Below are 23,920 nucleotides of genomic sequence, written 5' to 3'. Positions count from 1 at the left end.
CATTTGTAGAACGTTGCCGTACTCATACCGTGTTCACGACAAAGATTCGGTACAGGCGTGCCAGATTCAGCTTGTTTTAAAATACTCATGATTAAACTGTCTGAATATTTTGATGTTTTCATAGAAAATCTCCTTGGACAAAGGTTAATCGATTTTCTACTTTTAAACTCGCTTAATTTGCGGGAGCATTACCATTCTAAATTGTCGATTCAATAGATTTAGTGTTGAAATAACTAGAAACAAAGAAATCATGATGTAGTAAAAAATTAAATTCTAAGCCAGTTTCGTACTTCTTCAACTTTTAATATAGGGAATAAATAATGTTTAAGGATTTTGAATTGACTCAAGTGTTGTATGAAAATGTTTATATACAATGTGAAATAGATATCAGTTTAATAGATGAAGAATATGGGGGAGTATATACAGGATATTTAGATGATTTATATATGTATGTTGATGCTAGACTGTTTAAAAAAAGATTATCAAAAGATGCGCACAAGCATATTAAATATTGGTTTTATGGGTCTAATAACCAGATGGAAAACTTAACCAAGTATGCTTGCCGATTACCAATTGCTTGGTTAGTATGGTCAAAATTTCTTTTAGCACATGACTATCTTCCATCAGATTTTCAACCTTTAGCCATGCAAGTTTTAGAATGGTTTGATTTAGATAGATATAATGCAGCTTATAATTTACCTGAGGAAGAATATGAAGTAATAAAGCATGATCTTCCGTTAGTAATTGATCAGTTAAAGAATTACCCAACAGATAAATTTGCCCCGCCAGTTGGTGAAAAATAATTTGCATTATCGTGACGTTGAACCTTCAAAAATTCTCCTTGACTGAGTATGGTCAGGTTCAAAGATGATTTGAAACATCTATTAATTAAGTGTTTGAAATTAATTGGTTTTAGTGTTGCGTGAGTGTTCAAGTGAATGAATGATCTAGAATTCATCCACTTAAAATGTGTATTCTTCAGTATGTCTTATTTCAATATAACGCCAGTTTTATGAAGATGATGATCTAAAATTAGCTCAATCTAAAAACTATAATTCAAACCAATATTTGAAATCAGTTGATTGCGCTGTTGAATAATCGGGCTGGCTTGAATATGGTCTGCTAACCTTAAATAAGTCACGCCTGTAAAAATTCCCCAATCTGCATTAAATTGGTGAATCCAATTCAGATTCAGCTCGGAATCTATCAGCCCACTTGAAGTGTGATAGCTTGAAAAGCCACTGGCCTCACTTTGCTGTGGCGTAACGCCATAATGTGTATTGATATAACGTGCATCCGCAGCGCGTATTGTGCCTTGTAATACCACGGTATTGTGTTTGGTCTGAAGCGGAACCACCGTTAGCGATGCTTGAAGTTGTGAACCTTGGTTGTGTGTGAGTGGTAGTGTCACTTTAACTTCTGGAATCAGCCACGGACGAATTTGCCAACCCACCGCAATTGCAGTATTTAGACTGGTTTTAATCTGCCCCAAACCTTTTAGTCGGTTTGAACCCTCTCTCCAGCTCGAGTTTTTATCATCACGTCCAAGGTCGTAACCTAAACTATGTTCTAAATACAGCCCATTACTGGCTGGTAAATCGTAGCCAATGCCTTTTTGCGTATCGACAAAAAAGGCTTTATAGCGATATTGAATAAGTGGAAGTATTTGATAATAGTCATCTTTACTTCCCGAATAACGCGGTGAATTTTGAACAACCACGCCAACTAGATTGGGAGATTGATCGGCATCTGCATCGCTTTGTTGAGTATCTTGTGCATTTGAGAGTGAGCAGAAAATTATGCTCAGTACAAAACAGTAGATTTGTGGTTGAAATTGCATTAAGTTCCTCTTCACCTGAGTTCAACAGGTTGCTATAGTTTTATCAATTTAAATAACTTTATCTGTTGTGTATCAATAGACATTCAGGAAATATTCAAGAATGTGTCAAGGCAATCAAAGTGAATAAAGAAACAGCATTAATCATTGAAGATGATCAGGATGCGGCCAGTATTCTTGAAGCATATTTAAGACGTGAAAATTTTGATGTATTGATTGCCTACGATGGTAAAAAAGGCCTAGATATGGCTTTGCGGATGAAACCGAGTATCGTCTTGCTCGATGTTATGCTACCGCTGATGAATGGCACAGAAGTTCTCTCAATGCTACGCAGAAAGACCGATATCCCTGTAATTATGCTCACAGCAATGGGTGATGCCAGCGATAAGATTGGCGCACTTCGTTATGGTGCAGACGATTATGTGGTCAAGCCATATCATCCCGGCGAGGTGATGGCACGTGTACAGGCTGTTTTGCGGCGTTTAAAGCCCGTGCGGGATAGTGCTGAAATTTTAAAATATCAAAACCTAAGTGTTGATGGTGTGGCCATGACCGCCATAATTGAAAATGAGATGACACGCCATCTTCTCGATTTAACCCCAACCGAATTTCAGTTACTGACCAGTTTGGTGCGTTCGCCACTCAAAGTATTTACCCGATTTGAACTTTTAGAAGTTTGTTCACCTGAAAGCAATGCACTTGAGCGCGTGGTCGATACACATATTTATAATTTAAGAAAAAAACTGGAAAGCGCAGGCTTGCTTGGCGTGGTGATTAATGTTCGTGGCATTGGTTATCGGTTTGCATCGCCATGAATCATACCAAGCCACACAGTTTATGGCGCTGGTTTAGCCTACGGATTCTTTCGTTGGCAATTGGTAGTATCGTGCTGATTGCACTGTGCATGTGGTTGCGCTATTACCTTTTAAATTGGTGGGTGCTCAGGCAAATGCCAGCGGCAACTCAACAAGAATTTTTATATTTACGTCATCATTCAGGGACAGATTCGCCGCGGTTTCACTATTTGGTCGATACTTGGTTTGGGCCTGCTTTTTCAGATCCTTCTATTAACTCAACCGATTGGACTTTATTGGCAATCTTGGTCATTGTGGTGATTCCTGTCATGGTGATTTTAGGCCTTCGCGCAGCACGACCTTTAGCGCTTCAATTTAGTCATCTTGCACAAGCGGCGCAGTCGGTGAGTGAAGGGCAGTTCTCCGTGGTTGCACCGCAAGAAAAAGCAGCGCCAGAGGAATTACTGCAATTAACACATGATTTTAATACGATGGCGCAGCAGTTGGCGCGCTATGAAAAAGAATTACGCCATTCGCATGTGGCGCTTGCACATGAATTACGTTCACCACTTACCGCAGCAATTGGCCGTTTACAAGGCATGCGCGATGGTGTGTTTCCGCTAGAACCGCAGCAACTAGATTTATTAATGCGGCAGATGCAGCATTTAAATCAGTTGATTGGTGACTTACATTTTTTATCCCTTGTCGATGCCAATCAATTAAGTTTGAATCTACAATCCTGTTGTTTGCATGACATTTTGGCGGAACGCATGAACTGGTTACAACCCGATTGTTTGCAATTGGACTTTGTTATTCACAATGCTATCAATCCTGTACTTTATGTCAGTGCCGATCCCTTCCGGTTGGGTCAACTCATCAGCATTTTGCTAGAAAACAGCTTGCGTTACGCTGCCGAAGGAAAAAAGATGAGCATACAAGCGACCGAAACATTTAACGAAGTGACTTTAGAATTTCGAGATTATGGCGCAGGCGTTTCGGAAGAATTTTTGCTACAAATCTTTCAGCGTTTTACTCGTGCAGAGCATTCCCGTGCGCGCCATTCGGGCGGCAGTGGTTTGGGCTTATCTATTGCCAAAGCCATTGCTGAAGCGCATCAGGGACGTTTAAGCGTGAAAAATCATCCAGAAGGTGGATTATTATTTCGTTTAAGCCTCAATAAAAATAGTGAGAAAAATAGATTTTGAGCAAGGCAATTGACAATATCTTGATAAATTATTGGATATCTCTCGATTTAGCCTTGCTGTAATAACAACATCAGATTTGAGTTGTGATCTATGTTGTTATTTTATTCCTTGGCTTGCCAAAGGCCATTTGATTTTTCCCGATTAACAAAAACACTGCGTCAAATTGGGCTATCGGTGGCGATGGTCTTACATATTAGCGCATGTTCACAACAAAAGCCTGAACCACCACAGCCACGACCAGTACAAACCATCATTGCCAAAGTGAACACCGAAACAGCGCAAACGCAATATATCGGTGAAGTTGTTGCCCATACTGACACCTTGCTGGCTTTTCGTTTGGGTGGTCGGGTACTACAAGTTCATGCTGATATTGGCGATCAGGTTAAAGCAGGTCAGGTTTTGGCCACTTTAGATGATGCAGAAAGCAAAAATCAGCTAGAGAGTCTGCGTGAAAATTGGGCCGATGCTCAAACTGCAACCCAACTCAGCAAAAGCAATTTACAAAGAATGCAGGCACTTGCCAACACTGGTGCAATTTCAGTAGCTGAATTAGATCAAGCGCAAGCCAGTTACCATTCGGCCCAAGCGAAGCAGCAAAGTTTGCTCGCCAATGTGAAAAATGCACAACAAAATTTGGGCTATAACCAACTGCTTGCCCCTGTATCTGGCGTGATTTTAAATCGTAGCGTGAATGTCGGGCAGGATATTGAAGCTGGACAACAAGCCTTTGAGATTGCATCGAATGATACCCGTGATGCGGTTATGCAAGTGGCTGAAAGTCAGCGCTTGAGTTTGCAACAGCTTAAAAATATGCGAGTTCAGCTTATTTCCGATCCAAACATTAGCGCAAAAGCCACCTTGCGTGACATCAGTCCACAAGCCAACCCCGATACACGAACATGGCGTGTACGATTATCTTTAATTGATGTACCTGCGCAAATGGCACTGGGTTCGGCTGTAAGTGTGACTACAGATGACTTTTCGGCGCCGCAAACCATCAAAATTCCTGCCTCTGCACTGACACGCGATGGGGCAAAAGCGGCGGTTTTTGTGGTTAATGCCAATCAGACCCTTATGTTGCGTGCAATACAGATTGATCATTACACCGCAGATGATATTTACGTTCGTCAAGGGCTGAATTCGGGTGATCGTGTTGTAACAGCTGGGGTGAATAAATTGATTTCAGGTGAAAAAGTCGCTTTGCAGGAGGCAAATCAATGAAATCTAACATGCCACTGCGCAGCTTTAATTTATCCGATTGGGCGATTCAGCATCAACAATTCATGATTTTTTTGATGTTGATGATTATGCTTGCCGGCGGATGGGCTTATCAACATTTATCTAGAGATGAAGACCCTTCATTTACCATAAAAACTGCGGTGGTTTCTGCACGTTGGTCGGGTGCCAATAATCAGGACATGGTAAATCTGGTTACCAATCGTTTAGAACAAAAAATTCAAGATTTACCTGATTTGGATGATGTGCAAAGTTATACCCGTTCTGGGCAAACCACTATTTTTGTGAATTTACGTGACGATACGCCGCCGAATCAGGTGCCTTTGCTATGGAATAAGCTTCGCCATCAAATGGATGATGTACGTGTGAATCTACCGCAAGATGTGCAAGGCCCCATGGTGAATGATGAATTCGATGATACTTTTGGCACCATTTATGGTTTTGTGGCCGACCGTGGTTTTTCCAATATTCAGCTGCAAGACAAGCTCGATCAAATCAAACAACGTCTGCAATCTATTCCGAATATGGGCAAAATTAGTGTGCTTGGCGTGCAAGATTCACAAATTGTTCTACGTTTTTCACCGCAGAAAATTGCCAGTTTGGGCTTAGATCTAGAGAATGTGGTGAAAGCCATTCAAGCGCAAAACAGTGTCGTCCCCATTGCTCCATTACGTACCCGTCAAGATCAGATGGAATTACAGGTTTCGGGCGCGTTTAAAAATGAAGATGATTTAAAACACCTGGTTTTACATATTGGCTCGCAATTTATTGCATTGACGGATATCGCCAATATTGCAGTTGAACGTCAATCACCACCGCAACCTGAATTTCATGTCAATGGTCAGCCGGCAATGGGGCTTGCAATCGCTATGGCCAAAGGTGGCAATATTTTAAAGTTTGGTGAAGATGTTAATCAAGCAATGCAACAGATTCAACAGCAATTGCCCGTTGGAATGGATATGGTCAAAGTTGCCGATCAGTCTCAAATTGTGCACAGCGCGGTAGGTGAATTTTTGCAAGTGTTGCTTGAAGCCTTGATGATTGTGATTGCCGTTTCATTTCTTTCTTTAGGTTTACGCCCCGGTTTTGTGGTTGCTGTTGCCATTCCATTGGTTTTGGCATTGACCTTTTTAGGCATGTATTTGACCGGCATTGGCTTACAGCGCATTTCTTTGGGTGCGCTGATTATCGCCTTAGGTTTATTGGTCGATGATGCCATGATTACGGTTGAAACGATGGTGTCCGAGCTTGAAAAAGGACAAACTCTGCGTATTGCCGCAACAACAGCATTTAAAACCACGGCTTTTCCAATGCTGACTGGCACATTAGTGATGATTTGTGGATTTATTCCGGTTGGTTTTGCTGCATCCAGTGCTGGAGAATATTGTTATTCGATGTTCGTGGTTATTTTAATTGCATTACTGAGTTCGTGGCTTGTTGCCATCTTATTTTCACCGCTGTGTGGAACGTGGATGATGCGTAAAGTGCAATTTTCGGCATCATCTCATCAACATAATAATTGGTTTTATAAAAGCTATGCGCACATTTTAGCATCGGCATTGAAGCATAAAATGCGGGCAGTGCTGCTCTCATTGGCGTTGTTAATTTTTGCCTTATTGGGCGTAACGCAACTTAAAGGCGAGTTTTTCCCGACATCAGATCGGTCTGAATTATTGGTGAGTTTAACCTTAGCGCAAAATGCAACCCAGCAAGCCACTAAAGAACAAGTGCAGCGTTTGGAGCATCTTTTACAAGGGCGTACAGAAATTGATCATTATTCAAGTTATATTGGTTCGGGCGCGGTGCGTTTTTATCTGCCAATGGATGTGCTTTTAGACAATGAAAACATTGCACAATTGGTAATTGTTGCGAAGGATTTCGAATCTCGTCAAAAATTACAGCAATGGCTACAAAAAACCATTTCGCAACAATTTCCCCAGTTGATTACGCGTATTTCGCCTTTGGAACTTGGGCCTCCTGTTGGCTGGCCGATTAAATATCGGGTCACTGGTGAAAATATGAATACAGTTAGAGCAATTGCCAGTGAACTTGCAGGGCAATTAAGTCGGCAGCCTGAAAGCCGAGAAGTGAATATGACCTCAGGAGAACCACAACGGCAGATTCATATCAATATTAATCAAATTCAAGCACGTGCCGCAGGGTTAAGTACTGAACAAATCACGTCACAACTGGCAACTATTTTTTCAGGGCAATTGGTTACACAATTACGGCAGGGGACACATTTAATTGACGTGGTGCTTAAAGCAGATGCGCAGTCTGAGCAGCAACCTGAAATTTTAAAACAGCTGAAATTAACCAACGCGACTGGCGAAAAAATTCCTTTACAACAGGTGGCTCAAATTGAATGGGGCATGGATGATCCTATTATTTGGCGCAGACAACGCCTACCATTTATTATGGTGCAAAGCGATATTGCTACGAATTTAAATGCTGAGACTGTGTCGAAAAAATTTGCCAACCAAGTCGAAAAACTGCGTGCGCATTTACCTGCTGGTTATTCCATTGAAGAAAAAGGCAGTGTTGCCGAATCAGAAAAAGGCAATGCTTCAGTATTTGCCATTTTACCCATAACGATAGTTTTGATGTTAATTTTACTGTTTATTCAATTACAGCAATTTTCTAAAGTCATACAGGCCGTTGTTATTACACCATTTGGATTAATTGGTGTGGTGATGGCAATGTTGCCAACCGCAACACCGATGGGTTTTGTGGCCTTGCTAGGCATTATTGCGCTTAGTGGCATGATTATTCGGAATGCCGTAATTTTAATTAGTGAGATCGACCGACATTTACAGCAAGGCGTTGTACTTGAACAAGCCATTAAAATGGCAGCATTGCATCGTTGTCGTCCAATTTTACTTACCGCATGTGCGGCCATATTGGGGATGATTCCAATTTCTAGGCAAGTATTTTGGGGGCCGATGGCTTATGCCATGATTGGCGGGCTGGTTGCGGCCACCATCTTCACATTAACCTTATTACCAGTGTTGATCAGTATAATGAACGATTTCGAGAAAAGATTTAAAAGATATTTGCGCCTAAAACGCTAAAATTCATCTTCTCTAAATTATATCTTTCTATCTTCTTATTATTTATAGATAAAACCCGCATCTTTGTGCGGGTTTTATCTAGGGAATTAAGAAAAAAATCTTTTTTGAATGGCAGGATTACACAGCACAATTGCAAAAATAATAATTAGAATGCCAATAATACTAAAGGTATCTGGTAGTTCATGCCAAAAAATAAAGCCCCAAATTCCGGCAAAAACAATCGCAATATAATTCATTGGGCCAATTTGTCCGGCAGGTGCGAGGCTATATGCATAAGACATAAATAATTGGCTAATATTGGCTAAAATACCGGCGGCAATTAATAAGCACAATTCGCCTTCGGTAAACACGCGCCAATGCCAATACATTGGAATTGCGGAAATAATCGTTCCAAAAATACAAAAATAAAAAACGATTCGTTCGGGTGGTTCGGTGTTGGTCAGTGCGCGAACCGTAACAAAAGCCATTGCAGACAAGAAGCATGCACCTAAACCAATAAAAGATAAGGCATTAAACATCCCTTGATCGGGTTTTGCGACAAACAATACGCCAACTAAACCAATGGCTGCAGCAAAAATCATAGATTTAGTGATGCGCTCTTTTAAGAATAACCAAGCAATTAAGGGAATAAAAATAGGCGAAGAATAACTAAACACCATGGCATTGGAGAGTTTTAAATTGGCAATGGCATAGAAAAAACCATACATTGCCGTCAGCCCGACCAGACTACGCCAAGTATGCATCCACAGTTTATTGGTTTTAACAAAGCTTAAGCCTTGTTTGAGCAGCATTGGAATAAAAATAAACAAACCAACGGCATTACGAAAGAAGACGATGGTTGCATTATCGACAGTATGAGATGCGAAACGGATGCAAACGCCCATAATAGAAAACAAAAAGGCTGAGGTCATTAAACACAACAACGCTTTGGTAACCGAGTTTTCTTGGGTTGGTGCAATACTTTGCATAATAAAAAAGTAAGAATAGGAAGACGACTATAGTCTAACAGCAATTCTCAGATTGAGTGAAAATTAGCTCAAGAAATTAGACGACTGACATGTGATAGATAAAATCAGCCATTTTTTGTGATCGAGATAAATAAAAAGCCACACTCTCTAGTTCATCTAGAAGGTGTGGCAGTTACCCATTCAAACTGATATTTTAGGTCACAGGCGCCGGGTTAAAAACCGCTAATGAGTTGTTAATGCCCCAACGGTCTGACCATGTAAGCTGCTCGCCACTGGCCACACGTAAAATCATTTTAAATAATTCCCAACCAACATCTTCAATGGTTTTTTCACCAATCGCGATATCGCCCGCGCTGATATCAATTAAGTCATACCAACGGTTTGCAATGGTGTTGCGGCTGGCCATTTTAATGACTGGAACAGCGGCCAAGCCATAAGGTGTACCACGTCCAGTGGTAAAGACTTGTACGGTAATGCCTGACGCCATTTGCTGGGTACCACAAATAAAATCGCTTGAAGGGGTCGCTGCAAAAATTAACCCTTTTTTGGTTGGCTTTTGCCCAGGAGAGAGCACCTCAACAATTGCTGAAGTTCCAGATTTAGCAATCGAACCCATGGCTTTTTCTACGATATTATTTAAGCCACCTTTTTTATTGCCCGGTGTCGTGTTGGCACTACGATCCACTTGGCCTGCAGCTAAATAGTCATCATACCATTTCATTTCACGAATTAAGTCTTGCGCGACTTCTTTAGTCGCTGCGCGAGGCGTGAGTAGGTGAATACCATCACGAACCTCAGTCACTTCAGAGAACATCACTGTTCCACCACAACGTACAATTAAGTCTGAAGCAAAACCGACAGATGGATTCGATGTCACGCCAGAAAAGGCATCACTACCACCACATTGCATACCCACCACTAAGTTTGATGCGTCGACTTCTTCGCGTTGACGTTTATTCAGTTTTTCTAAATGTTGTTTAGCCACTTCTAAAATGTGATTCACCATGCTTTCAAAGCCATTATGACGTTCATCTTGAAGTTGAATAATATCTTCGCTTGCTAACGGAATGCGTTTGTTTTCACTGCTAATATTCAGTAAACGCTCGGGTTGCATTTTTTCACAACCCAAACTGACCACCATAATTTCACCACCAAAATTGGGATTCAATGCCAAGTTGTGAATGGTGCGAATTGGGACAATCGCCGCAGGTGCATCAATTGCAACGCCGCATCCATAAAGATGGTTTAGACCAACCACGCCATCTACATTTGGATAGTTTGGTAGTAAATCGCGTTCAATAATTTTCACCACATAATCAACAATGCCTTCAACGCAGTTCACGCTGATGGTAATACCTAACACGTTTTTGGTGCCTACGCTGCCATCTTTGTTCTTATAGCCTTTAAAGGTATAACCGGTTAATGGTTCTAAAGTCGGGGCAGGGCGGGTCGCCATTTCCAGTGAGTCGAGTTCTGGCGCTGTTGGCATTTGGGTAACGGCTTCATTGACCCACGCGCCCACACTTAAGTCGATATTGGCATAACCAATAATTTCACCATAACGAACAATGGCTTCGCCTTGTTTTAGGCTTTTGAGTAGGACTTTATGTCCCTGAGGAACATCGTCGACTAAGGTGATGTTATGGTCTTCAATAAAGGTCGATTTCGCTAAACCACCTTCATTAACAACAATAGCAACATTGTCTTGTGGTTTGATTTGAATGAGAAGCGGCTTTTGCATGATTCGTCCTTGAGCTGCATGGTTCACATTGTTTTTAAGATGACAAAATGAGCCAAATTTTTACTTTTATGATGTATGACATCGTATAACATGAAGTGCGTTTTAGCAATTATTTAATTCGCAATTTCATCGCTATTTTAAATTAAATTTAAGCTTTTTTTAATTGTGGTTTTTTATGTTTTTATGTTGTTTTTAAAGCATTTATTTTAATTTTTAAAATGTGGTTATAACTATGCGTTATCAATCTCGCCTAAAGTCGTACAGGTTATACTAAAGGCAAAAATAAATGAGCAATCTGACTTATTTTTTTTAGATGAATGACTGAAGCGGCCAACAAAAAACATAGCTTTACTTAAAAATGGTGTATCCGCTCAAATGCAAAGGAAAACATGGTGTTGCTGTTTGATCTAGATGCATTTGGGCGACAAAATCATTCGTTGACTCATATTGAAGGCGACATGTGATTCAATCTTACTTGATTTGAATCACACGCAGTCATTAAAAATTTAATTGGCTTTTAAATTAGGCTGTGGGCCATTTTGCGTGCTGGCACTGTGTTTTGCAAAAATCATCACATTACGAAGTGAACCGATTGCATAGCGGTTTTGTAAGCCGTTATCTGCTTCAATTCGGACATCTTGTAATGACACATTGCGAATTGGCGATTCAGGTAAGCCGCTAATTAAACCGGCTTGCACTGCGTTTGTGGCAGTTAAACGGCGAATGCTAATATTACGCATAATTGGCGTTGTTGAGGTCACCGCTTGTTTGGCAATTGGAACAAGGAAGTTTTTATTATATCCGCCAGTCATACTGCTGTATAAAGACGTAAATACAATTGGATAGGTCACTCGATCCATTTTAATATTTTCGGCAGAAATATTTTCTATAATATTACCGCGGTCACGCGCAGATTTAATCCGAATACCATTATCTGTTCCTTGGAAATTAACATTTGAAATTTTCACATTTCGAATGCCATAAACTGTTTCACTACCAATCGATAAGCCATGACCTAAACCAATGCGCGCATGGTCAATATCAATATTTTCACTCATTCCCATTGCACCTAATGCGGTTTTGGTTAATCCCGATTTAATTGCAATATTATCATCGTCCGTTGTAATATCTACATTCGATAATCGAATGTTTTTCGATGAAACAATATCGATGCCATCGGTATTTGGCGCACTTGGTGGATTGTAAACGGAAACATTTTTAATTTTAATGTCGTTACTATTCCGAATAACCACAGTCCACATTGGTGAATTAATAAATTTCACCCCATCTATACTTGAATTTTCTACGTGGTCAAACTCGAATAACCATGGTCTTGGCATGCCGTTAGAAGGTGGCACATTCGGGAACAGTTTTTGAAATTCAGTGTAATTTCCCTGACTCAGTTGCTTTTTTAAACGTAATGCAGTTGCCCAGTCGCTTTGACCTTGTCCGTCAATCGTGCCTTCACCCATAATGCGAATATTGTGTGCATGTGACGCAAATAAAAGTGCTTCGCCAGCTTGTGCAGCATTTTGAATATATGCAGCTTTAAAGGTTTTTTGTTTATTTGCTTTTAAAACACTGTTTTTATCTAGCTTTAACGTGGTGTTGCTGGGTAAGTTGAGTGGGCCGCTGAACCATGTGCCGGCTCTTAATTGAACTACGTTATTTTGACAATGATTCAATGCATTTTGAATAATTTCTGTTGCATCCTGATTGGTCGGTTCAGGGGAACAAATATTTGCAGCATATACGCTGTGACCAATAAAAAATAATGCACTTGGGATGATAAAATTAAATTTCATGTTGAACATTCCTGTCTATGATTTAACTTATTTAAAAGCTAAAAAATATCGATAGATTTATCGATATTTAAGTCCTTAATAACAAATTGCAACCTGATATTTGAAAAATATAATTCAGTTGGCATCCTTGTTTTTTAGCAAAGATAATAAAGATTACCGTATTAAAATTAAGGTTTAATTAATTTAAAACGCAGACTTATTTATTATCATAAGACATCATATAACTGTATTTTTTAGGATTCAATATTCTATTAAAAAATATTTTTATTTTATGTGATCTATTTTTAAGTACAGTCAAATGCTTAAAATTATGATGCAGAAATGATCTTATATTGCAATTTGACTTGCCATGTCAGCTCATCATTCTGCTTTAAGTATTTCAGTCCAGGTTGATTCGGCAAATGATGCGCATTAATAGGATGACTGACTGGCTCTAAACAAAAAAATGGCTGCTTTAACGGGAGATACATAATTAAATACGCAGCATCTTGGCTGGTTAATTCGAGTTCATAGCCTAAATCGGGTTGTTGAATGCGACAGCGACCTTGCCAACCTGAAAAAGCATGATCGACTAAGCGCTCGGGTAGGGTGTGGATCGTGTTAAAGTCTAAATCGCATGGTAAATCTGCTTCATGGGTAGATAAACCTTGTTCATCACGATGCCACATCTGACCAACTTGGCTTTGAAGTTGAGTGTATTCATTGCGATAAAAAAATGGATGCCAGCCATAACCATGTAGGAATGGTCGTTCATCTAAATGTGTGAGATGAAAATTTAGCGTTAAGCAACCATCGTGTAATTGAATTTGTTGTTCGACCCGAAGATGAACAGGGGACTTACTTTCACAGACCAAACGCAGATGATGTTGATCTTGTTCAAGCACTTGCCACGCCTGTTGCCACGTGCTGCCATGCATGGCAAACGCAGAGTCTATGGTATTTGCAGGTAATTCAAACCATCCATTTGGCGTGTTTGTACCACCTTGAGCAATACGATTTGACCATGGAATCAGTGCAAATGCAGCCGATTGCCGCGCAGTTACAGTCGATTGAATGAGGTGTTCAAGCGTTAATGGGCGCAGTAAATCAAATCCATCCTCTACACGTTGCCAACGGGTGATTGCCCCACCAAGTTCGGGGGCAATGGTAAGCTTCGTGTATTGGTCTTGGAGTTGAATGAATGGCGACATTAGCGTTTCACTTGTGCTTCATGGATGCCTTGATAAGGCGTTTGAATGGCAAATACACTGCCATCAAATTCATTTGCATGTTCTGGTTTTAACGAAGTCACGAATAACGTTTTGAGGTCGCGACCACCAAAAATACATTTGCTTGGTTTACTAATCGGCAACTGATACTGCATTAATAATTCACCTTGTGGCGAAAAGCGCAGTACACAGCCTGAATCAATTGCACAAATCCAGTAGCAGCCATCGGTATCTACCGTTGCGCCATCAGGACGTCCTGAGTATTGCTGCATATCGACAAAAATACGCTGATTCGATAACTGCCCATCATCAGTGTCGTAATCAAAAGCCCAAATTTTTTGAATACTTGGATGCGAGTCGGATAAATACATGGTGCGACCATCTGGACTAAACGCCAGACCATTTGGCGTGGCAAGTCCTTCTATACGCGAATGTAATTGCTCGTTTTCAGCACAATACAGTGTCCCCACCAAACTGCCATTATTTTGGATATGCATGGAACCAATCCATGCACGACCTTGGCGATCAACACAACCATCGTTAAAACGTAAATGAGGGTGGGGGTGCTGAATTTGTTGCGTTGTTTCAATGCTCAATTCATCTTGGCGAAAGACTAATTTTGATATTTGATCTTCTTGAAACAGTTTAAAGCTGCCATCGGCATGTTGCATCAGACAACCTGCCATTTGCGGCGTATCCCAATGCTGAACGCCTGTTGTTTCATGCCAGCGATAAACTTTTTTATCGGTAATATCCACCCAATATAAGCGTTGTTCGCTTGCAGACCATGACGGACTTTCGCCCGTCATGTTGACTGCTTTAGCAATAATCTCAAACTGGGCTGACATGGCGAACATCTTCAAATGGGCCAGCTTCGGTAAATCCACCACCTTGATATTGAATGCCGGGGTCGGCAGCCGGTGGATTTTGACTTTCTACAGCTTGCGTATAAGGGTCGGCACTGTGCTGTGGCTGATAACCTAAGTGACTTGCACCAGTATTATCCCACCACGTTTTGGCATTATTCGATGCGCCAAATACCACGGTATGTCCAACATTCGCCACAGTTAAACTTTTAAAGATCAGTTGCTCTAAATCGTCATAATGTAACCATGTCGATAACATGCGTGCGTTGTTTGGTTCAGGGAATGCAGAACCAATACGAATACTCACAGTTTCAATGCCGTAACGATGCCAGTAAAAAGTCGCTAAATCTTCCCCATAAGATTTAGATAAACCGTAGTAACCATCTGGTTTACGTAAGCAATCTGTTTCTAGGGTTTCACCGCGTTGATGAAAACCAATCACATGATTTGAACTGGCAAAAATCACGCGTTTTACACCATGTTGACGTGCCGCTTCATAAATATGGTAAGTACCACAAATATTGGGGCCAAGCACATCTTCAAAAGAATGTTCGGTAGAAACACCACCAAAATGGATGATGGCATCGACACCTTCAACTAAGTCATGTACAGCTTGTTTACTAGAAAGATCACACAAGCGAATCTCTTCATTGGTATCATCTAAATCGACAATTTCGCTAATATCCGATAATCGAATGACTTGGGCATATTTTTGTAGGCGTTGGCGTAGAACTTTGCCTAAACCGCCTGCAGCACCAGTCAATAGAATTCGATGAAAATGAGTTGAAGCATGCATGATACTTTCCTTAATAATGCTAATAATGACGCGTGAATTTATTTGGCTACTTTCAGTTCAGCAAAGCTTTTTACGCTTAACCAAACCAAGATTGCTGCGAAAATATCGAAGCCTGCAAGGATAGCAAACAATGGACCATAACCAATTTGGGTTACAAGTAAACCAAACAGTAAGGTAAAGCCTGCTGCACCTAAATAACCAGACATACCGCCAATGCCTGTTGCTGTTGCCACTTCTTTTTTACCAAAAGAGTCAGAGGTAATGGAATAAAGCGCGCCAGATAAGGTTTGATGTGCAAAACCACCCACACAGAGTAATGCAATGGCTGCATAAGGGCTTGCCACAAGGCTGACACATGCAGGGCCAATCATACATAGTGAACCAAACATCATCACCACTTTACGTGAAGTTTCCATAGACACATTGAAGTGTTTAATTACAAATGGGCTGAGGTAACCACCGAGTACGCAACCTAAGTCTGCTGCTAAGAATGGTAACCAGGCAAACATAGCCACTTCTTTAATATTCATGCCACGTTGGGTCATTAAATATAAAGGAATCCAAGCATTAAAGGTTTGCCAAGCGGGTTCTGTTAAAAAACGAGCCGCTAAGATACTGTAAATATTTCGGTTTTTGAAAATATTTTTCCATGTGTTTTGTTTCGGCGCATCCGTGCTTTCTTCAACGTCTTGGAAACGCTGTTCTTGACCGTCAACAATATATTGATGTTCTTCGGTGCTGAGAGATGGGTGCTTTTGAGGGTGTTTGTAAAAAATAACCCACAAAATTGACCAAATGATCCCAATAAGCCCGACCACAACAAAGGCCATTTTCCAGCCGCCATGGAACATTGCCCAAACCACAATTGGCGGTGCAAGCATTGCCCCAAAACTTGCGCCCACGTTCATCCAACCAATGGCAACTGAACGTTCTTTGGCTGGGAACCATTCTGTGGCAGTTTTTACCCCAGCAGGTAAGCCTGCTGCTTCGGTAATTCCCAGTAAACCACGGAAGAATGCGAAACCTTGCCAAGACGTTGCCAAACTTGGCAACATACACACAATAGACCAAGCAAAAGCAAAAATTGCAAAACCGGCTTTTGTCCCCAAAAAGTCGACAATCCAACCTGCAATCGGTTGCATAAAGGCATAACAAAGCTGCCATGCGGTGACGATATAGGCATATTGTTGTGTGGAAACGTTCAGATCAACCATCATGTCTGCAGCAGATACAGACAGGGTGTTGCGTGCTAAATAGTTGGTGACTAAGCCTAGCGTAACTAAGCCGATCATCCACCAACGGAGTCCTCTTATTTTCATGATATTTTCCTTTATATCATTAGATGTATGATGTCCTATGATTAGGATATACAAATTGTATATTGAACTCAATATGATTTAATAAAAAATATGCTTAGTGGTTTTTTTATAAATAATTGTTTTATATGTTTTTTATTTTGATTGGTTTAATCTTATGTGTGCATATAAGACTATAGTCGAGTATGCTTGAAAAATTAGGAATAAAAGGGTTGCAATCACAAAATAATGAGATATGATGTCTTATAACAAGCACTTTTTCATTGAGGAAAGCAATATCATGGACGCTCTTGAACTAAAAAAAATTGTATCTGACGGTTTACTCTCATTCCCAGTTACCGACTTTGATCAAAATGGCGATTTCAACGCTAAATCGTATCAAAAACGCCTTGAATGGCTTGCTCCTTATGGCGCAAGTGCATTGTTTGCTGCCGGTGGTACAGGTGAATACTTCTCTTTAGTGGGCGAAGAATACTCACAAATTATTAAAACTGCTGTCGATACCTGTAAAGGTACAGTGCCAATTATTGCCGGTGCGGGTGGTCCAACACGTCAAGCAATTGCACATGCACAAGAAGCAGAGCGTTTAGGTGCTCACGGTATTCTATTGATGCCACACTACTTAACTGAAGGTAGTCAAGAGGGTATTATCGAACACGTACGTCAAGTGTGTGACTCTGTAGATTTTGGTGTGATCTTCTACAACCGTAGTGTGTCTAGATTGAATGTTGATTCAATTGCAAAATTAACTGAAATGTGTCCGAACCTGATCGGTTTTAAAGACAGTTCAGGTCAAATTGACATGATGACTGCGGTTACACGCACGTTTGGTGATCGTCTGTCTTACTTGGGTGGGTTACCAACCGCTGAAATTTTTGCTGCACCTTACAAAGCGTTAGGTTGTCCTGTATATTCATCTGCAGTGTTTAACTTTATGCCAAAAACGGCAATGGAGTTTTATAACGCTATTCGCAGTGAAGATCATGCAACGACTGAACGCCTCATCAAAGACTTCTTCTTGCCGTTAATTAAAATCCGTGATCGTAAATCAGGTTATGCTGTAAGTATGATCAAAGCGGGTGCAAAAATTGTAGGTCATGATGCAGGTCCAGTACGTCCGCCATTAAGTGACATGACGCCACAAGATTACCAAGATTTAGCTGAGCTTATTGCGACTTTAGGTCCACAATAAGTCCATCACTCGATAAAGGAAGGCAAAGATGAGCCAGAACAATGGTCAACAGTTTATTAATGGTTCGCGCGTTGCGACCCATGCACCTGCTTTAGAAAGTATTAATGCAACAGATTATCAACCAACAGGTTATCTGTTTAGTCAAGCGACTTTAGAAGAGGTAAACCAAGCAGCTGAAGCGGCACATCAGGCATTTTTAACTTATCAAAATACGACACAGCAGCAACGTGCCGAATTTTTAGAAGAAATTGCAGTGCAAATTGAAGCGCTTGGTCCGAAATTACAAGAAGTTGCTTCTTTAGAAACAGGCTTGCCTTTGCCACGTTTGCAAGGCGAAACTGGCCGCGTGACTGGACAGCTACGTTTGTTTGCTCAACTGCTGCGCCGTGGCGATTTTTATGGTGCGCGTATTGATACTGCATTGCCTGAGCGTAAACCTTTACCGCGTGTAGATTTGCGTCAATATAAAGTGGGTGTTGGTCCTGTAGCGGTGTTCGGTGCAAGTAACTTCCCATTGGCATTTTCTACAGCGGGTGGCGATACTGTTGCGGCGTTAGCTGCAGGTTGTCCTGTCGTGTTTAAAGCACATTCAGGTCATATGGCCACGGCTGAATTGGTTGCAGAAGCGATTGAGCAAGCTATTGTGGTTTGTGGAATGCCAAGCGGTACGTTCAACATGATTTTTGGTAGTCGTGTTGGTGCAGACTTAGTTAAGCATCCTCTGATTCAAGCGGCTGGTTTTACCGGTTCATTAGATGGTGGCATGGCATTATTTAGCCTTGCACAAAACCGCCCACAGCCAATTCCATTCTTTGCTGAAATGTCGAGTGTGAATCCTGTTGTAGTTTTACCAAATGCCTTAAAAGCACGTGGTGAAAAAATTGCACAAGATACTGTGGCATCATTCAACATGGGTTGTGGTCAGTTCTGTACCAAACCGGGTTTAATTTTAGGTGTGAAAAGCCCTGAATTTGACCAGTTTGTTGCTACACTGGTTGAAAGCACAACACAAGCTGCACCACAAGTGATGTTGAACCAAGGAACTTTAAAAAGTTATCAGCAAGGTTTAGCAGCGCTTGAAGCGGAAGCTGGTTTTGAAGTGATTGCTCAAGGTCAAGCGGCAAGCTTGGTGTCTCAAGCACAACCACATTTAATTCAAGCAGATCAAAGCGTATTACTTTCGGGTAATCCAAAATTACAGCATGAAATTTTTGGCCCTGTGTCAATTGTAATTGCGGTAGATGATCAAGCAACCTTGTTGCAAGGTATTGAAGCATTGGCAGGTCAATTGACTGCAACCATTATTATGGATGATGCAGATGCAAATGAGGCGGCACCATTATTGCAACTCTTTACCCGTAAAGCTGGCCGTGTGTTGTTTAACGGCTTCCCAACAGGGGTAGAAGTCAGCGATGCGATGGTACATGGTGGTCCATTCCCTGCAACCAGCGATGCGCGTGGTACTTCAGTTGGAACAGGAGCCATCGAGCGCTTCTTACGTCCAGTCTGCTATCAAAATACACCACAGGCGCTTTTGCCTGAGGCATTAAAAGATGGTAATCCACTGAAAATCAATCGTTTGGTAAATGGCTCTGTGTCACAGGACTAAACCTGCGTATGGTTTAAGATAAGTCCAAATGGGTTTATACGAGTGGATCGGTTTCGTATCGGTCCACTTTTTATTTAGCGAATCTATCCTTGATGTTTATTACGTTATTAGAAGCTGCCATCTATCGTCTTTAATGCTTAAAAAATCTAAGTTTCATGACGTAACTAAAATATTATAGTAAAATAAATTATTCATTTTTCTAACTTTTAATGAGTTTATTCAATGGCGTCACGTATGACAAAATCTAGATCAACAAAAAAGCTCAGTCAGGTGATTGTCGAGCAATTTATTGATAAAATTCAGTCAGGTGCACTTGCCGTTGGTGAGAAAATTCCAACAGAACTTGAATTGATTGAGCAATATGGTGTCAGTCGTTCAGTCATTCGCGAAGCGATTACAGAATTACGCTCTTTAGGTTATGTAGAAACTCGGCACGGTATTGGAACTTTTGTTAAAGAACAACCCGTGGAGCAAAGCTTTTTATTGTCTAACGCCAGTTTAGAAACCATTCACGATATTGTTTCATTATTAGAATTACGTATTAGTCTGGAGTCGGAATCGGTTTTTCTTGCCTGTGAACGTCGCAAGCAAATCCATATCGATAAAATGAAAATTGCCTTAGATGAGTTTGAATCACATATTTCATCTGACGCAAACGATGGCACAGTCAAAGCAGATTACGATTTTCATATTGCGATTGCTGAAGCCTCGAGTAATCAATATTTTGTCGATTTTTTAAAGTATTTAGGCGAAAAAATTATTCCACGTGCGCGGGTCAAATCCATTGAACGTAGTCCCGAAAACCGTGAAGAATATTTGAAGTCGGTGCATCATGACCACGTCAATATTTATAATGCGATTATTGACAAAGATGGCTTGTTGGCACGTCAAATGATGCGTGCGCATTTATCTAAAAGCATTAAAAAATTTAAACAATAATTGATCTTTTATCTTAAAAAAAACAGGAGCATGTGCACCTGTTTTTTTGTTATGTCATTTTAAATGATACATAAAATGAACATGAACGCTTAAATAGTATCTGTCTGCAATCTGGTCTTATTTTATCTTCTTCATCAGAACATTCGATTGCGCATTGAAAACCAAAAAGCCTGTGTTTATGACTTTACATTGCTTATATTATCGGTATTGTATGATGTCTTACTTGAAGATATCGTTTGGATAATAGCGTAATGAATCAAATGAAAGTGACTTGCGTTGAAAAATACGTTTTGTTAGATCAAAAATTTACTTTTGATTTTCCTGTGGAATACACCGAACATCAATATTTGACGCAGCAAGAATTTGAACAGCAAGTTCATGATCAAGATATTATTATTGTGAGCGACTTAATTGTTACCGACGCGGTACTTAAAAATAATCCAAATTTAAAATTGCTGGCATTATGTTCGACAGGTTATAACCATGTCGATTTAGTGTTAATGAAGCAGCACGATGTACGCGTATGCAACATCCGTGGGTATGCGGGCGATGCAGTTGCAGAACATGCCTTTACCTTCATGATTAATTTAATTAAGCAATTCCCTGCACAAGTGGCTGGCGTTGAGCAAAATGCTTGGGCGAAGGGCAGCAGTGGATTTTATTTGGCTGCGCCGATGCGTGAATTGCAAAATAAAACTTTGGTTATTTTAGGCAAAGGAGAAATTGGATTATCTTTGGCGAAAAAAGCACAAGCCTTTGGCATGCAGGTCATTTTTAGCGAACGCCAAGGAGCTCGTTCATGTCGTGAAGGCTATGTGCCTTTTGATGACGCATTGGCGCAAGCTGATATTTTATCGCTACACTGCGAATTAAATGCCGAAACACGCCAGTTTATTAATGCAGATGTACTTGCCAAAATGAAAGCAGGCAGCCTATTAATTAATGTGGGTCGTGGTGGTTTGGTCGATCAAGATGCGGTGATTGCTGCAATTGAGTCTGGGCATTTGGCGGGTTACGGCGCGGATGTTTTAGACCAAGAACCACCACCGGTCGATCATCCATTGGTTGTGTTACAACAAAAACATCCGAATGTGATGCTGACTGGTCATGTAGCGTGGGCAACTGACGAAGCACAGCAACGTTTATTTGATATTTTACAAAACAACGTGAATGCTTTTGTTGCAGGTCAGCCACAAAATGTAGTGGCTTAACCTAAGTTAGGTTGTGCAAGATAGCGCAATTTTCTCTGAACGGTTATGATGCTGAACATTAAAGTTACGGTAAATAGCGGATGAAAATTGTTGCAGATGAAAACCTTGCGTTTACAGACTATTTTTTTGCCGATTTGGCGGAAGTTGAAACAAAATCCGGACGGACACTCACTCAAGCAGATTTAAAACACTGCGATGTGCTGTGTGTTCGTTCGGTCACGCAAGTGAACCAAGCCTTATTAGAACATACACCAGTTGGTTTTGTGGGCAGTGCGACCATCGGCACCGACCATCTCGATTTAAATTATTTACAACAAGAAAAAATTACGTGGGCCAATGCCGCAGGCTGTAATGCACAAGCGGTTGCCGAATATGTCATTGCGGCGTTATTGCATGTTCAACCAGAACTGCTGCATGCCAATTCAAGCTTTACTTTAGGCATTGTTGGGCTAGGCAATGTTGGTCGCAGACTTGCAAAAATGGCACAGCTTTTAGGTTGGCAAGTCATTGGTTATGACCCTTTTGTGCAGCAAGATGCGATTACCCAAGTGTCTTGGTCTGAGCTATGCAAGCAAGCCCATGCCATATCTTTACACGTTCCTTTAACGCACATTGGCGAATACCCAACCTATCATTTATTCAATGCGCAGCGTTTGGCCAGCCTAGCGCCAAGCACCATTTTAATTAATAGTTCGCGTGGTGCAGTGATTGAAGAAGCTGCTTTAATTGCTGATATTTTACAAACGGGGCGTAAAGTGGTGCTAGACGTATTCGAGCATGAACCTCGCATTTCAGAAGAACTGTTAGAGCTAGTGTATTTGGTCACACCGCATATTGCTGGTTACAGTTTAGAAGGTAAGGCGCGTGGGACACAAATGATTTATCAGGCTTTATGTGAATATCTTGCAAAAAGTCCAAGCAAAGATTTTCGTACCCAACTGCCTGTGGGTGAGGATTATTTTTCTCAGTTGCCACTAAAACAAGCGCTCGCAGATCATCTCAGTCAAATTTATGATATTCGCCAAGACGATGCCAATTTACGTGCGTGTTTAAACCATGGCTTTGTGGATCAGCTATCTTTTGATGCTTTGCGCAAGCATTATCCGCTACGCCGTGAGTGGGCCGCGCATGGAGGGCCAACTGCATGATGAGCTATCAACCCAGCTGTGACTTAAATGCATTAAAAGCCCGCGCCAAGTTGTATCAGCAGATTCGGCAATTTTTTGCAAAGCGAGATGTGCTTGAAGTTGAAACGCCAATTTTGTCACAAGCAGGGGTGACCGATGTGCATTTGGCTTCTGTACAGGCGCAGCGCCATCTGCAAGGCAAAAAACAAACCCATTATTTGCAAACTTCACCTGAATTTGCCATGAAACGCTTACTTGCCAGTGGCAGTGGGCCTATTTATCAAATATGTAAAGTTTTTCGTGATGATGAACACGGACGAAAACACAACAGTGAATTTACCATGTTGGAATGGTATCGACCGAATTTTAGCTTGCAAGATTTAATGCATGAAACCGCAGATTTACTGAATCTGACTTTGGCTGAACGCTTTGGCGAGCTGCGGCCTGTAGTGCTGAGCTATAAACATGCCTTTATGGATCGTTTAGATTTAAATCCTTTACAAGCAACGCTCAAACAGCTTAAAGATGCCGCGCATCGCGTGGGGTTAAACTTAGATTTAGGTGATGATCGTTTGGGTTATATAGATTTACTGTTTTCCCATTTTGTAGAGCCGAGTTTAGGCTTTGATGCGCCAGTGTTTTTAACCGATTTTCCGCCCGAAATGGCGTCGCTTGCAAAAACCAAACAAGATGAAGATGGTGAATGGGTTGCCGCACGCTTTGAGGTGTATATTGAAGGTTTAGAACTTGCCAATGCGTACGATGAATTGGTCGATGCTGCGGTGTTACGCAGTCGTTTTGACGCAGACAATGTAGAGCGAGAAAAGCTTGGTTTACATGTTATGCCGTTGGACGAATATTTGCTGGCTGCGTTACCCAATATGCCTGCGTGTTCAGGTATTGCTTTGGGGATTGATCGTTTGTTAATGGTGGCACAACATCAGCTACAGCTTGAAAAAGTGATCACATTCCCTGCATCTATTGCATAACAACATGCGT

At 41.0% G+C, this 23,920-nt stretch carries 20 protein-coding genes; 11 read left to right on the top strand and 9 right to left on the bottom strand.

The features are described 5' to 3' along the window. Positions 1–122, bottom strand: a 122-nt coding sequence (locus I2F62_RS07410; protein ID WP_324626190.1) for a transposase, incomplete at its 3' end; no start/stop codon positions are given. 198 nt (positions 123–320) lie between these two features. Here I2F62_RS07410 and I2F62_RS07405 point away from each other — a divergent pair. Then, positions 321–803 carry a hypothetical protein gene (locus I2F62_RS07405; RefSeq protein ID WP_324626381.1) on the top strand — a complete coding sequence of 161 codons (483 nt, stop codon included), beginning with the start codon at positions 321–323 and terminating at the stop codon, positions 801–803. Positions 804–1,042: 239 nt separating this feature from the next. On the opposite strand, the gene I2F62_RS07400 is transcribed toward I2F62_RS07405, so the two are convergent. Beyond that, the gene (locus I2F62_RS07400) at positions 1,043–1,840 is read right to left on the bottom strand and encodes a MipA/OmpV family protein (RefSeq protein ID WP_324626380.1); all 798 of its coding nucleotides are present in this window, start codon (positions 1,838–1,840) and stop codon (positions 1,043–1,045) included. Between the two features lie 119 nt (positions 1,841–1,959). Between I2F62_RS07400 and I2F62_RS07395 the strand changes: the two genes are divergently transcribed. The 4 genes from I2F62_RS07395 to I2F62_RS07380 all read left to right on the top strand — a co-directional run bounded on the left by I2F62_RS07395 (position 1,960) and on the right by I2F62_RS07380 (position 8,143). Continuing rightward, positions 1,960–2,652, top strand: a complete 693-nt coding sequence (locus I2F62_RS07395) for a response regulator transcription factor (RefSeq protein WP_324626379.1) — start codon at positions 1,960–1,962, stop codon at positions 2,650–2,652. Next, entirely contained in the window at positions 2,649–3,836 is a 1,188-nt protein-coding gene (locus tag I2F62_RS07390; RefSeq protein ID WP_324626378.1) for a sensor histidine kinase, read from the top strand. Before I2F62_RS07395 ends, I2F62_RS07390 begins: the two co-directional genes overlap by 4 nt. 90 nt (positions 3,837–3,926) lie before the next feature. Next, positions 3,927–5,057, top strand: a complete 1,131-nt coding sequence (locus I2F62_RS07385; RefSeq protein WP_324626377.1) for an efflux RND transporter periplasmic adaptor subunit — start codon at positions 3,927–3,929, stop codon at positions 5,055–5,057. Then, positions 5,054–8,143 carry an efflux RND transporter permease subunit gene (locus I2F62_RS07380; protein ID WP_324626376.1) on the top strand — a complete coding sequence of 1,030 codons (3,090 nt, stop codon included), beginning with the start codon at positions 5,054–5,056 and terminating at the stop codon, positions 8,141–8,143. Before I2F62_RS07385 ends, I2F62_RS07380 begins: the two co-directional genes overlap by 4 nt. An 86-nt stretch (positions 8,144–8,229) precedes the next feature. On the opposite strand, the gene I2F62_RS07375 is transcribed toward I2F62_RS07380, so the two are convergent. The 7 genes from I2F62_RS07375 to I2F62_RS07345 all read right to left on the bottom strand — a co-directional run bounded on the left by I2F62_RS07375 (position 8,230) and on the right by I2F62_RS07345 (position 16,846). Beyond that, positions 8,230–9,111, bottom strand: coding sequence for a DMT family transporter (locus I2F62_RS07375; RefSeq protein WP_324626375.1), 882 nt, complete (start codon positions 9,109–9,111; stop codon positions 8,230–8,232). 193 nt (positions 9,112–9,304) lie between these two features. After that, complete coding sequence (garD, locus tag I2F62_RS07370; RefSeq protein ID WP_324626374.1) at positions 9,305–10,852, bottom strand: galactarate dehydratase; 1,548 nt, start codon at positions 10,850–10,852, stop codon at positions 9,305–9,307. A gap of 506 nt (positions 10,853–11,358) precedes the next feature. Then, complete coding sequence (locus tag I2F62_RS07365; RefSeq protein WP_324626373.1) at positions 11,359–12,657, bottom strand: glycoside hydrolase family 28 protein; 1,299 nt, start codon at positions 12,655–12,657, stop codon at positions 11,359–11,361. A 308-nt stretch (positions 12,658–12,965) separates the two neighbouring features. Continuing rightward, positions 12,966–13,847 carry an aldose 1-epimerase gene (locus tag I2F62_RS07360; protein ID WP_324626372.1) on the bottom strand — a complete coding sequence of 294 codons (882 nt, stop codon included), beginning with the start codon at positions 13,845–13,847 and terminating at the stop codon, positions 12,966–12,968. Further along, a complete protein-coding gene (locus I2F62_RS07355; protein WP_324626371.1) occupies positions 13,847–14,713 on the bottom strand; it encodes an SMP-30/gluconolactonase/LRE family protein in 867 nt (288 codons plus the stop codon). The genes I2F62_RS07360 and I2F62_RS07355 overlap by 1 nt, the downstream gene beginning before the upstream one ends. Then, positions 14,697–15,527 (bottom strand): NAD(P)-dependent oxidoreductase, encoded by an 831-nt coding sequence (locus tag I2F62_RS07350; RefSeq protein ID WP_324626370.1) that lies wholly within the window; start codon positions 15,525–15,527, stop codon positions 14,697–14,699. Before I2F62_RS07350 ends, I2F62_RS07355 begins: the two co-directional genes overlap by 17 nt. A gap of 38 nt (positions 15,528–15,565) precedes the next feature. Continuing rightward, the gene (locus tag I2F62_RS07345) at positions 15,566–16,846 is read right to left on the bottom strand and encodes an MFS transporter (RefSeq protein ID WP_324626369.1); all 1,281 of its coding nucleotides are present in this window, start codon (positions 16,844–16,846) and stop codon (positions 15,566–15,568) included. 277 nt (positions 16,847–17,123) lie between these two features. On the opposite strand from I2F62_RS07345, the gene kdgD reads away from it, so the two are divergent. The 6 genes from kdgD (at position 17,124) to epmA (ending at position 23,910) form a co-directional block, all read left to right on the top strand. Beyond that, positions 17,124–18,035, top strand: a complete 912-nt coding sequence (gene kdgD, locus I2F62_RS07340; protein ID WP_324626368.1) for a 5-dehydro-4-deoxyglucarate dehydratase — start codon at positions 17,124–17,126, stop codon at positions 18,033–18,035. A 28-nt stretch (positions 18,036–18,063) separates the two neighbouring features. Continuing rightward, on the top strand, positions 18,064–19,644 hold the full coding sequence (locus tag I2F62_RS07335) for an aldehyde dehydrogenase (NADP(+)) (RefSeq protein WP_324626367.1): 1,581 nt from the start codon (positions 18,064–18,066) through the stop codon (positions 19,642–19,644). A gap of 222 nt (positions 19,645–19,866) precedes the next feature. Next, positions 19,867–20,583 carry a FadR/GntR family transcriptional regulator gene (locus tag I2F62_RS07330; protein ID WP_420713739.1) on the top strand — a complete coding sequence of 239 codons (717 nt, stop codon included), beginning with the start codon at positions 19,867–19,869 and terminating at the stop codon, positions 20,581–20,583. 251 nt (positions 20,584–20,834) lie between these two features. After that, a complete protein-coding gene (locus I2F62_RS07325) occupies positions 20,835–21,794 on the top strand; it encodes an NAD(P)-dependent oxidoreductase (protein ID WP_324626365.1) in 960 nt (319 codons plus the stop codon). An 80-nt stretch (positions 21,795–21,874) separates the two neighbouring features. Next, the gene (locus I2F62_RS07320) at positions 21,875–22,942 is read left to right on the top strand and encodes a 4-phosphoerythronate dehydrogenase (protein WP_324626364.1); all 1,068 of its coding nucleotides are present in this window, start codon (positions 21,875–21,877) and stop codon (positions 22,940–22,942) included. Continuing rightward, on the top strand, positions 22,939–23,910 hold the full coding sequence (gene epmA, locus I2F62_RS07315) for an EF-P lysine aminoacylase EpmA (protein ID WP_324626363.1): 972 nt from the start codon (positions 22,939–22,941) through the stop codon (positions 23,908–23,910). The genes I2F62_RS07320 and epmA overlap by 4 nt, the downstream gene beginning before the upstream one ends. Positions 23,911–23,920: the final 10 nt, after the last annotated feature.

Origin of the sequence: Acinetobacter sp. MD2(2019) (assembly GCF_035615615.1) — a bacterium.
GTDB lineage: Bacteria > Pseudomonadota > Gammaproteobacteria > Pseudomonadales > Moraxellaceae > Acinetobacter.
This window is presented reverse-complemented; position numbering and strand designations above follow the sequence as displayed.